The 15,613-nt window shown below is 54.3% G+C and carries 10 protein-coding genes; 8 read left to right on the top strand and 2 right to left on the bottom strand.

The window, feature by feature from the left end; genetic code table 11:
• The first annotated feature begins 86 nt into the window (after window positions 1-86).
• From EC9_RS13755 to EC9_RS13725, 8 genes are all read left to right on the top strand, one after another.
• The gene (locus tag EC9_RS13755; protein WP_145346080.1) at window positions 87-2,729 is read left to right on the top strand and encodes a hypothetical protein; all 2,643 of its coding nucleotides are present in this window, start codon (window positions 87-89) and stop codon (window positions 2,727-2,729) included.
• On the top strand, window positions 2,729-4,963 hold the full coding sequence (locus EC9_RS13750) for a DEAD/DEAH box helicase family protein (RefSeq protein WP_145346078.1): 2,235 nt from the start codon (window positions 2,729-2,731) through the stop codon (window positions 4,961-4,963). Before EC9_RS13755 ends, EC9_RS13750 begins: the two co-directional genes overlap by 1 nt.
• A complete protein-coding gene (locus EC9_RS26545) occupies window positions 4,960-5,142 on the top strand; it encodes a hypothetical protein (protein ID WP_218934124.1) in 183 nt (60 codons plus the stop codon). Before EC9_RS13750 ends, EC9_RS26545 begins: the two co-directional genes overlap by 4 nt.
• Window positions 5,139-7,271, top strand: a complete 2,133-nt coding sequence (locus EC9_RS13745) for an AAA family ATPase (protein WP_218934123.1) — start codon at window positions 5,139-5,141, stop codon at window positions 7,269-7,271. The genes EC9_RS26545 and EC9_RS13745 overlap by 4 nt, the downstream gene beginning before the upstream one ends.
• Window positions 7,272-7,283: 12 nt before the next feature.
• Window positions 7,284-7,826, top strand: a complete 543-nt coding sequence (locus EC9_RS13740) for a hypothetical protein (protein ID WP_145346074.1) — start codon at window positions 7,284-7,286, stop codon at window positions 7,824-7,826.
• A 58-nt stretch (window positions 7,827-7,884) separates the two neighbouring features.
• Complete coding sequence (locus EC9_RS13735) at window positions 7,885-8,772, top strand: phosphorothioated DNA-binding restriction endonuclease (protein WP_218934122.1); 888 nt, start codon at window positions 7,885-7,887, stop codon at window positions 8,770-8,772.
• A 211-nt stretch (window positions 8,773-8,983) separates the two neighbouring features.
• Window positions 8,984-10,363, top strand: coding sequence for an AIPR family protein (locus EC9_RS13730; RefSeq protein WP_218934121.1), 1,380 nt, complete (start codon window positions 8,984-8,986; stop codon window positions 10,361-10,363).
• 44 nt (window positions 10,364-10,407) lie between these two features.
• Complete coding sequence (locus EC9_RS13725; protein ID WP_145346068.1) at window positions 10,408-12,519, top strand: DNA phosphorothioation-associated putative methyltransferase; 2,112 nt, start codon at window positions 10,408-10,410, stop codon at window positions 12,517-12,519.
• Between the two features lie 711 nt (window positions 12,520-13,230).
• Here EC9_RS13725 and EC9_RS13720 read toward each other — a convergent pair.
• A complete protein-coding gene (locus EC9_RS13720; protein WP_145346066.1) occupies window positions 13,231-14,019 on the bottom strand; it encodes an SDR family NAD(P)-dependent oxidoreductase in 789 nt (262 codons plus the stop codon).
• A gap of 254 nt (window positions 14,020-14,273) precedes the next feature.
• Window positions 14,274-14,933 carry a 3-keto-disaccharide hydrolase gene (locus tag EC9_RS13715; RefSeq protein WP_218934119.1) on the bottom strand — a complete coding sequence of 220 codons (660 nt, stop codon included), beginning with the start codon at window positions 14,931-14,933 and terminating at the stop codon, window positions 14,274-14,276.
• Window positions 14,934-15,613 lie beyond the last annotated feature (680 nt).

The following is a 15,613-nucleotide window of genomic DNA, read 5'->3' as shown; positions in this document are numbered from 1 at the left end:
GTGGCACATGGACATTCGGTCGCGTAAACTGTTGCCTGTCTTAATCTTCAAATCCCAGGACCTTGATCTTGCCCAGCGATGGAACCATGATTCGATTGCTCTGCGCTTGCGGCAAAAAGCTGCGTGTACCGAGAGAAGCGTCGGCTCGATCCAGCAAAGGTAGGTGCCCGGCGTGCAAGGCTCCCTTCCGCTTTGTGAACGACAAATGGGTCTGCGTGACATCAGAACCGAAAGATCCGAAGCCCTCGCCGCAGGACGCAGTCGTCAGCCGTGTCGTTATGACACAAAAACGAGAAGACGACCGACGGGAAGCTCCAACAGCTAACCAAGCCGTTGCCGAACCTGAACTACGCCCGGCCGTTCCTCCTTCAACGGTGAGTGATGAGCAACGAACGCTTGGGGCATCTAGCTCCACCGGTAGTGGGGACAGCGAGATTGCATCAGCCCATGGCTCGAGTGAAGTAGGTTCAAACCTAGAAGCTGACACCGATGCGATTTCGCCCGCAGGCTTCGACAATGCGTCACGCTCGACCGTAGCGGTCGCACCGGCATCTGAACCAGTCACCGTCAATGGCCTGCACTTAAGGCAGTTCGATGACTTGCGGTCCAATTGCGTTGGCATGAAACGGCTTGGCGTAGATACGCCGGCGGTCGCAGCCACTGATCCGTTAGTCAACGAGAGCTTATCCGCGTACGTTTTAGCCAGACCAGCTTCTATCCCGCCACAAAAAGCTGTGAGCAGCGAGGATCATTCGCACCAGCTTCACCGCGACATACGTGAAGCAATTTGCGAGTCGCTGCGACTGGGTGAGCGTTACACTGCAAAGCAGGCCGCTGCGATATCTCTCGCTTGCCACCCTTGGCCCGATCAATGTCTGAGGCGGCAGACGCGACTTGCGATCGCCTCTGAACTGCTGCCCGGATTCAACGCGAACCACCCAAGCTTCATCGAAATAGCGGCGGACCGCCTATTGCGTTTCGCCGAAGCGGTCAGGTTCGAGGGAGAGGACTCGCTTGCGATTGATTTTAGCAATGCTGCGCGAGCGTTGATTGAATATCAAACCGGCGGCGAATCATTTGTAAATCCATTGAAACAAAACATTAGCGTCCGCAGCGTCGTTGCCTCACCTACGGGGGCGATAGTACCGCAGTCCGGGGCACCAGACGTGAGTTCTGACCATCCAGAGTTTGATTTCGGCGAAGTCACTGATGGGGCTTACTGGAAGAAACTGGTTCACGCCCTGCTTAGCGGCGCCTATCAAAGCAAATCACGGGATGTCGGCGTTATTTGCGGTGCCTCTGCGATCGGGATAGAGCTAGATGCGCTCGCGGTGCATCTGGGCGTCAGTTTGCCAGACGCGTCATTTGACACATTCCTGAACAGCCTCAGCACGCGAGACTTTGACATCCTAAAATCACGGAGTTACGTACTCGGTTCCGTTGAGATACTTGAATCGATCGCAGGCAGATGGGGAGTAACTCGGGAACGAGTTCGTCAGATTGAAACGAAGGTGACAAATTCGGTGGAGATGCAGTTTTCCAATGTCTTCAAAGGCGTGGGCGAACAGGCGCTTCAGCCACTTCGAACGCGAGTTGTTCGGACGACTGAATTGCACTCCGCCGCAACCGCAATTGCTGAGAAGAGTGAACACGCGGAAATGTTGGCGGCATTCATGCTCAAGTTGTTTGGTCCGTGGAAACAGAGCGGAAATTGGAGTATTCATGAATGGATAGCCGATGATGTTTCGTCGCTTGATCAATCACTCGCCTTGGAATCAGATCAATATGGATTTATTGATGATTGCCATGTCGAGTCGACCTGCTCGGAGTTGTTTTGCAATGATGCTGATCGTGATGAGTATCTATTGGAAGTCCTCGGCTTAGGGCGTTCTTTCGGCAATTGGACCATCAAGTCCACCATGAAATGCCTGGCGGCCTCCGCGATCAAGAAGATCGGGCGACCGGCGACCAAAGAAGAGCTTTCTGATCTGATTGGCCTCGATGGGCAGAGGATTACAAATATCCTGGGGAACATTGAAGGTGTTGCACGTGCGGATCGTTATCGTTGGGGGTTCATTGAATGGATCGACGACGTTTACGACGGAATCGTCGGCGAAATTGAACAGCGGATCGATGCGTACAACGGGTCGGTCCCAGTCCATGTGTTACTGACGGAGATTCCGTCGCAATTCGACGTCGCCGAAGGTTCAGTGCGGTCCTATCTAGCATCTTCGGCTTTTGTCGTTGAAAACGATATGGTGCGGCGGGCGGAAGGAGATGAATACTCCCCGCGGCATCCAGAGACGTGCAAGGACGCGATTCGGGTCGGCGACTATTGGGGATACCGTTCGTTGGTTTACGAACGGCACTTCAACGGATATTCGCTTGGGGTCAACTTTGACGTGGCTTATGCAAATGGTATTCGTCCTGGTGATGATTTGGTTGTACCGATTGAGGGAGCCGACGATGAGGCCAGCTTGATTTGGCGCCCCCATAGCCTGAACCGATTAGTTGATGTCGGTCGCGTGTCCGAATATTTGAAAGCGGAAGACTACCGGGCAGGTGATCGGATCTTGATCGTTCCAAGCAGCGCGGCAATAAAGCTGATCCGGGAAGACCGTGAACCGGAACTTTCGTTTGGCGACGACAGTGACATTGACACAGCCGAATCCAATGGTTCTGTTGACAAGGTATCTGATCCGCTCTTGGATCTACTTGGTGGCTTCTGATGAGCGATTCGTTGCCATCTTGGGAGCCCAACTGGCGGCGGCGATACAACTCCCCGCCTGACAACCTGATCCAAGACTTCTACCGTCCCGCCCTTCATCGAAGCGTTCGCTACGACCGCGCTGTTGGATTCTTTTCATCGTCGCTCTTGGCCGCAATCGCACCAGCTTTGGACAAGTTCGTTGGCAACGGAGGGCGAATGAGACTGATCACTTCACCTGCAAATTTAAGCGACGATGACCTTGAAGCGATGGGAAAGGGGCGAGAGCTTCAAAAACGGCTCGAGTATGATCTTCACTCTGAAATTCGTCGGTCGATTCCAAGCTCGATACAATTGAATCGCTTGAAGCTGCTGACTTGGATGATCGCCGCTCGAAGACTCGAAGTGCGAATTGCACTTCGTGAACACCCCGATTGCTATTCCTTGTTCCATGAAAAGATTGGGGTATTCACGGACGCAGATGGCAATTGGATGTCCTTTTCCGGCAGCCCAAACGAAACCGTTGGTGGCGTGCTTCGGCACTCAGAATCTTTTCCGTTGCATCGAAGCTGGAGCAGCGAAGATCAGAGAGCCTTTGCTGAAGAAGAACGATGCCGCATTGATGCCGTCTGGCATGAGCAAGTCGAGGGCGTAGTTACATGGTCAGTCACCGAATGGCTAGAAGCACCGATGCGAGATGCCTTCGGGGTCCGCGAACCGCAACCCGAATCTGTCGTCGCCAAATCCACTCGCCGGATCACCCTTCCACCGATCGAGGAGGCGAATGCGTTAATGAATTCATCTTTTGAAAAGGTCTCCTTGGTCCCGTCGCTGCCAGAGGATCTTCGGCTTCACGACTATCAACGAATCGCTGTGAATGATTGGCTGGCTGCCGGCGGGCGCGGCACGTTCGCGATGGCGACGGGAACGGGCAAGACGATTACTGCTCTCGCAGCAGCGACCCAGGCGGCTCTCCACGCCGCCCGAAGCAATCGACCGCTTCTGGTCCTTGTCGTTGTACCGTTGATCGACTTGGTTCATCAGTGGAAAGGTAACGCGGAGTGGTTTGGCTTTCGTCCGGTCATTTGTCACGGTGCTCTGAGAAAGGCTGAGCAAAACAAGTTGAAAGCTGCGTTTTCAGCGGCAAGATCGGTGTTCGACAAACGGGCTGAGATGGTGATCACGACTGCGGGAAGCCTGACCCCTGTTGGTTCAAAAGATGTGACTGAACACTTCTTGCAACGACAGCTGCAAAGGCACAACGGACCGATTTTGGTTATCGGTGACGAGATGCATTCGCTTGGCACACCCGAAAGAATCGCCGCACTGCCCAAGTCGCCTGACTATACGCTTGGCTTGTCGGCGACGCCCAAACGCCATGGTGATGAGGAGGGAACCGATACGCTTTTGGGCTACTTTGGTATCCCGGTAATCACCATCAACATTAAAGATGCGATCTACAAGTACGAAACGCTCGTTCCCTACGACTATTTCCCTTGCCGAATTGACCTGACAAGCGATGAAGCGGATGAGTACAGAAAACTTTCCGCCAAGATTGCGGCAGCCTACGCTCGTGGCGACGACCAAGTTGCCGAGAACTTTATTCGGCTTCGCAATCGTCTAAAGCAGCACGCTGTGAACAAAATCGTTCGGCTTCGCGAACTGATGCAGTCTGGACTTAGCAAAAAGACGCATCAAATCATTTACGTCGCCGAGGGAAGTCGTCCCGAAAGTGACATCAAACAGCTCGATCAAGTGGAACAGATTCTTCGAGGTGACTTTGACATGCGAGTGGCTCGCTACTACGGCGAAACCAGTACTGAACAAAGGGATGCCTTGCAAAGTTCCCTGGCGAAAGGGGATGTCCACGCTCTGTTGGCGATGAAGTGCCTGGATGAAGGTGTTGATATACCCTCCGTCAAAATCGGGATCATTACGGCATCAACGCAGAACCCTCGGCAATTTGTCCAGCGGCGAGGAAGGCTGCTTCGCCGCGACCCGAAGAATCCGAAATCACACGCGACGATCTACGACTTTATCGTCCTTCCACCGGAGAGTGACGGTCCAATTTCTGATTCCGAGAAAACCATGATTGGATCAGAGCTGGCCCGTTCGGCTGAGCTAGCCGACGCAGCTCGGAATCATGAGGTGCTGTTCGACATTCGGGACTGGGCCTATCATTACCAACTTGACCCAGAGAAGTATGTCTGGATGCAACTACAGGGCGAAGACGAAATGCAGGAATGGACATCATGAGCGCTTTTCAGGACCGAATGAAAAAACTCGCCGGCGATCTGTCGCCGGAGGCGAAGCAGATTGTGAAAAAGGTATTGGCGGCGGAGCACCAGAAGCGCTTCTCAGACCGGTCGAAGCTGCCCGACGAGTTCGCGACGTCGGCGTTGCAACTCGCGAAGCAACAGGAGGCAGCGTCGTGAAATTCGTCTCGTTGAAGATGCGAAACTGGCGTTCATTCCATGGCGAACACGAAATCGTGTTTTCCGTTGACCCAGAGCGACCAGTAACCTTGCTCCTTGGGCCGAATGGAGCGGGGAAGACCGCTTTGTTAAATGCGTTCACTTGGGCAATCTATGGTGAATTCACTGAGGGCTTTGACCATACCGATCGCCTGGTCAATCTGGGCGCGTCAGAAATTGACCCATCCGCTGAAACATTTGTCGAGGTTCGATTGCAACACGAATCCGACGAGTACTCGGTTCGCCGATCAACCAACGCCAGTCGTCAAGTCACATCTGACTATGATTTGGTTGTGACGCGAAACGGTGAACGTGCGGTCGAGGCGGACATTCACCGCATTTTGCCTGAACCTCTCAAAGATCTATTCTTTTTCCCCGCAGAAACGTTTAGCACTGCAAACGTGCTTAAGGGCGATCGCGGTGGTGAGGGCGCTGCGTTTGATGTTGGACGAGCGATCAGGTCCCTGCTGTCTGGCGACATTTATGAGCACGCGAGCGATGACATTCGTGATGCCAAGAAAAGCAGCACATTGAAGGTTCCAAGCGGTGGCCAGGGCCAAGAGGCGGTCAACTTGGCTCGCCACAAGTACGAACAAGCCGAGGCGAACCTCGACGCTGTCACGGAACGCAAAGACATCCTTCCGCAACTCTTGTTAAAAGCGAAGACGCTGGCCGCCAAGGCGAAGTCAGAAGCTGATCGCTATGATCCGAATGAGATCAAGAAGTGGTCGGATAAGAACACCCGACTGACAAAATTGGTCACTGACGCCGAGCAAATAGTGGTTCGCGCTGATGCCCTCTACGTGGATCTCTCCCGAGGCTCTCATTCGCATATGGCTCAGTTCGTTTGCGAGTCAGCGATTCGTCGGCTCGATTTGGCAGAGACGGCCGGCTTGATGCCTCCACGGATTCACGAGTCCGTACTGGAAAAATCTCTTGAAACGGGGTGTTGCGCTCTTTGCCGCACGCCGCTTGACGACCAGACAAAAGACCGGGTTCAAAAGCTCCGTGACCGAGTCGGTGACGCTCAAATTGCGGTGCGAGGACTTGAAGCACGAACGACTTTGAAACAGTTCTTGGAAAGAAGAGGCACCGAGGCAGATCGTCTTCGTGAAGAAGTTGAAAAGTTGGCCGTCGAATTGAAGCTCGATCCACCTCCCAAAGAAGCCAGTATTAAGATACTCGCTTCCGTCGTTAGATCTTGCATTACGGTAAGTAGCAGTCTTCACCGCCAAGCGAAACAAGACCTAGACGACTTCGTAACTGAATCGAAATTTGAACGTCCTGAGATTGGTGAAAGCCCAATCGAGCTATATATAAACGCCCAAGATCGTGTGAACGCGATCAGCGACGAATTGACCGGAATCCATGTCAAATTCGACGAGTTGAAAAAGATACATGACGACGCGTTGAAGAACCTTGAAGAGAAGTCCGGTCAATCCGTTGAGCATATGCAGAAAACGAAAGCTCTCAAAATTCTGACGGACGCCAAAGGCTATTTCGACGCCGCCCGCCAAGGTCTCAATGAATTTGGGCGAGAGGACTTCGAGCGAGCGATCAATGAAACCTACAACGATCTGATCGCGAAACCTTACGTTGTCAAAGTCGATTCTGGGTTTGGCATTCGGGTCAAACTCACAGAGGGCGGTGCGACGGTGCCGCTGTCCCAGTCCGAGAAGGTTCTGTTGCTGATCGCGTTTCTCGGTGCAATCGCTCGCTTGGCACCTCACTATGAGGAGATCGCGAGGGAAGGGCAACAATTGGCGATGACCGGCAACGTTGAGACGTCAAAACGCACCGGATTTCCAGTCGTTTTAGATGCCCCGACCAGCCCGCTAGACGAAGAATACGAGGTTGATGTTGTGCAGGCATTGCCGAAGCTCCTGCCGCAGATCATCGTCCCCGTATCCGCCAAATCGGTGGCGGTGTGGGAAGCCATTGCGGACAAAGTGGGCAAAGCCTACGTGATGGAGTTGACATCCAATCAGACCAGCAACCGGACCGTAACTTGGGGCGGGAAGGACCACACGTACAGCATCAATCATCCCGAAGTTTCCTCCGCCCGCACCCGTATCGCCTTACTTGGTTAGGATCAACTTATCATGGCGAATGCCACTATTTATGCCGAGCATCGCGATATTCTCGATGCGCTCATTGCCTCCGGGAAGGTTTCGTCCCTGGCTGGTTCGACCAAGACTGGTCCATTCAAGGATCAAAGAGACGCCTATGTTTTTGCTGCATCGATAGCGATGGCGCTCAACTCACCGACACCAGCCGAGTCGATGCCAAAGGCTAAGAAGGACAACACGTCGATTCGTGACTCTGTGTTCATTGGTGCCGCTGGCGCAAAAGAATTGGCAACAGCTGTGGCACTGATTGCCGAAACCGATCACGACACGGTTCCGCAATCGCTGTCGTGCCAACTGGATTTGATTTCTGAAGAGCGAATGGCGGAGCGATTGGAGCTGCTAGATCGCTTTGCTCACGCCGGTTTCAAATGGCTCGACGACCGACGTTCTGACGAAAGTGGAATTCGGGATTTGATGTTGACCGCCATGGGCGAGATAGACTGCGTCAAAATGGATGAGTCGGCCACCGAAGACGTCCGCGACCCGCTGCTGGATATGCTCGACATGCAGTTGTAGGTTTTTGCCTGGTTGTGCATATAGGAGTCATCGGCATTTGGCGACAGAATATAATTCGTTGCTCGATCAGTTCCGAGCCTTGAAGGTCTGGCAACGGGGCGATGAACGTGCTCCGCACAAGCCGCTTCTAGTTTTGCTTGTCCTGGGCAAGTACGCATTGGGGGCCGAGCGACTCATCCCGTACTCGGAAATCGACCGACCGCTTAGAGAGTTGCTTGAAGCCTTTGGTCCGCCGCGAAAATCGTATCACAGCGAGTACCCGTTCTGGCGTCTCCAGAACGACGGGATTTGGGAACTTGTAAACACTGAAAACGTTGAAAGCCGGAAAAGCAACAGGGACGCTAAGAAGAGCGAACTGCTCAAACACGATGTAACCGGTGGGCTCACCGCTGACCTGTACGATGCAATCCAGCTTGATCGATCGTTGATCAAGCGAGTTTCCTCAGACCTGTTAGACCGGTGTTTTCCTGAATCGTTCCATCAAGAAATTCTTAACTCCGTCGGCTTAGAAGACGCAGTCGAGCTTATCCAGCGACGGAAACGTGATCCAAAATTTCGGGACCAAGTTCTAACTGCCTACGAGTATCGTTGCGCAATCTGCGGGTTGAATTTGCGAATGGGCGGCCGGGCGCTTGGCCTAGAAGCCGCCCATATCAAATGGTACCAGGCCCGCGGTCCAGACACGGTTCAAAATGGGCTGGCATTGTGTTCCTTGCATCACAAGCTTTTCGACCGGGGGGCAATCGGTCTCTCCGACGATCGAACGTTGTTAGTTTCGGAGTGGGTGCATGGGACGCAAGGTCTTACGAACTGGCTATTGAACCATCACGGTATTGAAATCCGTCCTCCACAAAGTAAGATTCATTCACCGTCGCCAGACTTCATCGGCTGGCACCGAAAGGAAGTATTTCGGTCTCCCGCGCGCCGACTTTCAATATTTCTTTGAACCTCGGTTCAAAGACTTGACCAATGTATGTTGGGTGGGTACCCTTTTGGGGTGGCTGCATGTGGTGGCCCGACCCTCCCGGAAGAGAGGGTTTGTTCCCGGATGGGAACTAGGTTTAAGTTAGTCGGTAGACTGGCTGGAAGTTTCTGCAACGACATCGCTGTGTCGCGGGATGCTACCCGGCTGGTCTCCAGGATTTGGAGACATTCTTTTGAAAAGTTCTGTTATCGTACGTTTCGACGACTTTAAGGCTTCACAACACAAGCTCAATCGTATTCGCGGAGATGTTCGTGCACCTTCTTTCATTGACTTAATCACGGGGGCAGACCTCGAGGCGAACCCGCGTGTCGCCAAGAAAGGGGCCGTGACGAAAGAAATTGAAGACTGCCTTACCGATTGCCCGGAGCTGTTCCACTATAAGAGCAAAGGTTTGTTAGTTGCTTGCCGTGAGGTGGAGTTGCTCGAGCGAAATCGAGTTAGGCTTCGATTTGAAGATCCCGAACTCGAAGGAATACTTGATGGCGGCCACAATACTTTGGCGATTGCTCGTTATATCCTTCGGCAAGCACTCGGTGAGGAAGCCGATCTCGTTCTTCGAAAAGTTAAAACGTGGAAGGAGTTGCAACCTGTATGGGCGAATTACCTTGACCAGATAGAAGCCATTCGCGACGAAATTGATTTTCTTATTCCGATGGAAGTTATTTATCCTATTGATGAATCAGATGGATGCGACGAATTCACAAACGCGATTCTTGATATTAACCGTGCTCGAAACAATAACGCTCAGTTGACGGAATCGACCAAGGCCAATAAGTCGGGGTATTACGAAGAGATCAAGAAAAATCTTGACATAAATTTGGCCAGAGACGTCGAGTGGAAGTCCAACGATGGTGGGAGGATCAAGTCACGAGACTTGGTGGCATTGAGCCTTATCCCCCTGTCTGTATTGCCAGAAGATGTTTTTTCAAGTGATGCTTCGCTTAAAAAAAAGATTGACAATCTCTCTACGATGATTTTTTCTTCAAAAGGCAATTGTGTAAGTCTTTACAACGAGATGCTTCAGCATGAAGGTATAAGCCAAAAAATTGAGAATAAGGGTGAGATTATCGAAGTGGTGCATGAGGGGGTTCAGAGCGCACTAGTAATGATGAAGGACATGCCGAAGCTCTACGATTTGATTTATGAAAAAATGCCAATCTCTGCGAACAACAACGGGAAAAAATTTGGGAAGATCACAGGCGTTCGTTTTTTTGAAGCTGATAACGTTCGGTCTGATAATCCCAAGCATTTGAAGCGGCCACCAAAAACAAAGTTCTATTCCCGCGAAGTTAAGTTTGACTACGGTGAGGGATTTATCATGCCGTTGGTTTTTGCTCTTCGTGAGTTGATGGAATGTAAACAAGGGGTTGTCAGCTGGAAGGTAAATCCCTACCGGTTTATAGAAGACCACCTGGATACGATCGTCGATTCGTATTACGGTATGATGCAAGGGCAGAATTTCGATCCAGCAAAGGTCGGCAAGCAACAGAGTTCCTACAAGATCGCTCAGGATTCCTTCAAGGTTCAGGTCATGCTTCATGCAAACAAGTAGTTGGGGATGTTTGCGGCCCGAGTCGTAAGTGGCTCGGGCTTTTTATGGTTGGTGGGAACCTTGTTTCTGATAGGTGGAGAAGGTATTTGGAGGTCAAGCGTCACAAGGCTGCCATTCGCCGGCATGAGCATTCGCTTCCCGTGAAATGTTTGGTCCGTGACCAATTGGTTAACAAGCATCGGGCGATGTTCGATTTCGGTTGTGGCCACGGTGATGACTTGGCCGCTCTAAAGGCTGAGGGAATCGAGTGCGGTGGGTTCGATCCTGCGTTTCGCCCCGATGCGCCTAAGTTGTCTGCGCCGGTCGTAAACCTCGGGTTCGTGCTGAATGTTATCGAAGACGTCCAGGAGCGAGCGGACACCTTGAAAGAGGCCTGGCAGCTAGCGGAACAAGTGCTCTGCGTCGCGGCACGTATTCTTGTCAGCGACCAGAGTGGCGGTGACGTCGAATATGGCGATGGCGTTCTGACCCGAATCGGTACGTTCCAAAAGTATTTCACGCAAGCCGAACTGCGGCAGTACGTGGAGGCGACGTTAGGACAGGAGTGTTTTCCGGCAGCTCCGGGCGTGTTTTACGTTTTCCGCGACGAAGAGCTGAAGTCGAACTATTTGGCTTCTAAGTATCACCGCAGAATTGCCGCGCCACGAAAGCGGATTGCGGAGGTTCGGTACGAGGCACACCGTGAGGTTCTCGATGCGTTGATCGAAGCGATCACGGAACTGGGGCGGCTGCCAGAACCCGATGAGTTTGCATTGTCGGAACAGGTTGTCGATACGTTTGGGTCGCTCAAACGGGCGTTTGGGCTCATCCGACGCGTTACTTCGGAGGATGATTGGGAGCGGGTTCGCAAGCAACGCAGCGAGGATTTACTGGTCTATTTGGCGCTTGCGAATTTCGGGGTGCGACCCAAGTTTTCCGAGCTGTCAATCAAGTTCCAGCGGGACGTCAAAGCGTTTTTCGCCAACTATAAGAACGCATGCAACGAGGCCGACCGGCTGATGTTCCGTGCCGGCGATCCAGACGAAATCGATGCCGCATGCAAGCGATCTTCGATTGGACGGCTGTGCCCCAGTTCGCTCTGGATACACGAGAGTGTCCGAGATCAACTTGAACCCTTGCTTCGGATCTACGAGGGGTGTGCTCGCGCCTATCTCGGCAGCATCGAGGACGCCAACCTCATCAAGCTTCACCGCTTTTCGGGCAAGGTCTCCTACCTCGCTTGTCCTGACTTTGATTCGGTGCCGCATCCGATCACAACCGAAACGACAAAGGTCTGGCTACGGACGCTGCGAGTCGGCTACTACGAAACAAAGAGTCGAATAGACCCGCCACTACTGGACCGCAAAAATCGGATGCTCGATACCGAGGATGATCGGCGGTCTAAGTTTGAACGGCTGACAAATCAGGAGGTAAAGCATGGTTTGCTTCGCGATGAGGACGACTTTCTTACTCAATCGGTTTGGCAGGAAAACTTGCAGGCGTTGGGGTTCGAACATCGGGGCCATCGATTGATCAAGTCGTCGCAAAACCAGTCGAAGCCGAAGGTGTCGCTGCCAAAACGATGCCCGAGGTACGGGGTGGGCAAACGGATTGGTGGAGCGGTTTACGTCCATCGGCAATACGAACACGTGCTTGGCAAAGTGGTGGTGGAGGCCAAGGGCAAACTACCCGCTGAGTTTGAATACACTGTAGTCAAACACAACGAAATGAACGGCAACGTTAGTTTCATTCATTGCCCCGACTTCGACACTGCCCACGAACCGTCTACGGGGGGCTATGCTGTGGTTCATCTCGACGGGGGGATCAAATTGCATCCAGCGTTTGCTGATCCGTACATCTACCATCACAAATGGCTGTTTGTTGCCGACGACTATCAAGGCTTCGACATCGCAGAGAGTCAGCAACGCTCGCTTGAATGGATGATGCTCGATCATGTCGACAAGTCGCGGATCGGAAGGTTGAGCTATTGGAACACGGAGGTCGAGCCTCGGCTGACCCAATCACCCGACCAAGGCTGGCTTCGCAGCGCCGAAGTGCGAAAGCGACTGAAACTGACAACATGTGCGTTGGCGCATCTGCGTGACTCGGGAAAAATTCGCTTCAAAAAGAAAGGCAATGCCTACCTTTATCGAGTCGATGATCGTTCGGACGAGTAGGCATTGCGTTTCAAGGACGCCACGGAAGGTGCCACGCTTTTCGGATAGGGGCTGAACAAGGGGCGGCTGTCTTGCGGGGACGCAGCTGTTTGGCGTTGGGAAGAGCGGCGTGAATCGCTGCAGCTTAGGTCGCTTCTCGTGGAAAGCGAAGCTCGGCCGTTGTGTCGGCCTCCGGCCTGGGGGCGGTTGGCATGTTGGTGACCGGTGGTTTATGCCACCGGCAGCCCGTGTGCCGGCCTCTGGCCTCCGCGCGGTTGGGTGTCGTTGGGGGGCGGTCTTGCTTGTCGAGATGACGCGTGCTGGAATTTGGACTTTGGGAATGGTTTGGCTGTGGGATGCCAGTGGCTTATGACACCGGCATTGGGGGGCGTCCTTTGGGCTTGCGGGGCGAGTATCCGTTGGTCGGTGGCTTTAGGCCGGAGGCCGGTAAAGGACCTGCCGGTGGTGTAAACCACCGGAACGAATCCTCGTGCGAAACCACGAGGCCGAAGGCCGGCACAGGTTTTTGTGTCGGCCTCCGGCCTTTAAGAAGGCAGGTTGTTTTGCGGTGACCGGTGGCTTATGCCACCGGCAGGTCGTGTGTCGGCCTTCGGCCTTTTTTACGGCGCGTTGGAAGGCGGTTCTGCCTATAGAAATGAGGCGTGCCGGGCGTCGGCCTCAGCGCTGTGGGGCGGTGAGGCGGAGGGGCAGCATTGGAGCCGCGGGGGCTGTTTAGAAGCAGGTGTCGACGAGGCCGCCGTCGCAGCGGAGGGCGGCGCCGGTGGTCGCTGAGGCGCGTTGGCTGACGACGTAGCTGACAAGCGATGCCACCTCTTCGACGCTCGCAAAGCGTTGGATCAACGATCCGCCGCGGGAGTCGCGAAAGAAGTCACGCTTGACCTGTTCGATGTCCTGGTCGCCCGCCAAGCTCTCGACAAACTGTTCCACCCCTTCGCTCCACGTCGGCCCGGGGAGGACGCAGTTGACGGTCACGCCGGTGTCTTTGAGCGTCTTGGCCAAACCGCGAGAGATCGACAGTTGAGCGGTTTTGGTCATTCCGTAATGGACCATTTCGGTCGGGATGTTGATCGCCGATTCGCTGGAGATGAAAACGATCCGTCCCCAACCCCGCTGCTGCATCGATCCCATCACCGCGCGGCTCATCCGCACGCCACTCATCACGTTGACTTCGTAGAACCGCTGCCAATCCTCGTCGCTGATCTCCGCAAACGGCTTCGGTTCAAAGATCCCCGCGTTGTTGATCAGGATATCGATCGGCGCGATCGCTTCGGCTGCGGCGACCAGTGCCGCGCACCCGTCAGCTGTCGAGACGTCCGCCGCGACGCCATGCAGCGAATCGCCGCCGCCGAGTTCCTTGATCGCGCGGTCGAGCGAAGTTTGGCTGCGGCCGTTGATCACCACCGTCGCCCCCTCGTCCAACAGCGACTTGGCGATCGCTTGGCCAATCCCCGAGGTCGATCCGGTGATCACGGCGAGCTTGTTCTTGAGTCCCAAATCCATCGCGGAGGTTCCTGTGCAAGAAGGTGAATCAATACTGGCCTGCGTCGATCCGCCGTCGCAGCCAATGTTTCCACATTCAATAGATCGGATTCCCCCGCCGCCGTCGAGTGTATGCCCGTGGGCCCGCAGCACTGCATCGTGTCTGTCAGCCGCCACGCGTTAGCGTCTGGTTCTATTGCGTCGACGCGGGACGATGGAACCGGACGCTAACGCGTGGCGGCTGATCGGGCGGTTGATAGCGCGTGTGCTGCCAATCAGTCGGCTAGCGGTTGGACTTCGGCTTTACGGATCGCGACGGTGCTGCCTGGGTCGTGCTGTTGGAAGGCGAAGTGGCCGGGGCCGTAGGTCTTTTCAAAGTCGAGGTATTCGTACAGCTCGTTCCCGTCGACGGTGATCTTGATGCGAGTCATCTCGCGGCCGCGCCAGACGTCGTCGCGAACTTCGATCTCATAGGTGAACCAGGTTCCCGGTTTAACCAGTTGTGGATAGACGTGGCAGAAACCGTAGAGCGATCCGGTGCGGATCGGGTCGGTGTGGGTGCTGTCGATTTGAGCTTCGTAGCCGTCGGAGAATCCGGGCTTCCGAGTGGTGCGGAAGTAGAGGCCCGAGTTGCCGCCGTCGTTGATCTTCACCTCGGCGCGATAGTGGAAGTTTTTGTAAGGGCCGGTTGTGTTGACCAGCATCGAAGGCGTTCCCGATCCCCAAATCGCTCCCTCTTTGACTTCCCATTTGCTGCCGTCCGAACCGACCTTCTCCCAGCCCTCCATCGACTTGCCATCGAACAGCGAGATCCAAGCCGCCTGGTCGCCGCTCGATTTGTTCTCTTCGGCTGTCACAGCGACGCTGCTGCAGAGCGCGGCAAAAATCGCAAAAGCGGCAACGGCGGTGTTTCGTGTGAGGCGGTTCATTTGCATCGTGTAGTCTCTCGATGTGGAGGTTGAGTTAGTGTCTTTCATTAGGGGGATGAAGAGCCTAATCGGATCGACGATCGACTGCAAATTTTCGGCTGACAATTTTTGCATGGGAGCGATTGAGGATTGGGATGGTAGGGGCGCGTCTTTGCGGCAGCGGTGGTTTGGGAGGCCGGAATGGTGCTCGTCTTCACCCTCCCAAAAACGCAGTTTGTAGGGGAGGGTCGAACCAGCGCAGCGAGGTTCGGGGAGGTGTGTCGCGCGGCAATTCGACGTCGTTCGATCCCATGGGATGGCCCTCCCCGAAAAACTAGCTAAACGCTCGTTTTTCGACCCTCCCAGCTCCGCCGGGCGGGTGAAGTGATTGGTTGCCGCCGAGGATTCCTGGGACTTGCGTCCCCTGGCTGTTGCATGGCGTGGCTTCGCCACTGCAACGCACCTCAGTCGTGAAGCGAGGAGAGGTGTTAGCCTGGTGACGCAAGTCCCAGGTCTAAGAATAAACGCGTCACCACGAGTCGCGAAGCGACGACATGGGGGCGGTCCTCTTTGCCTCACCGGTGGTTTGCACCACCGGCATTGGATGTGCCGCACTGCGGGCTTAGGAGACAGTAGGTGAGAGGTAATGCATTGGGAGTTTTCTAGGCCGGAGGCCGACACATTCCCTGCCGGTGGTGTAAACCACC

Source organism: Rosistilla ulvae, assembly GCF_007741475.1.
Lineage (GTDB): Bacteria > Planctomycetota > Planctomycetia > Pirellulales > Pirellulaceae > Rosistilla > Rosistilla ulvae.
This window is presented reverse-complemented; position numbering and strand designations above follow the sequence as displayed.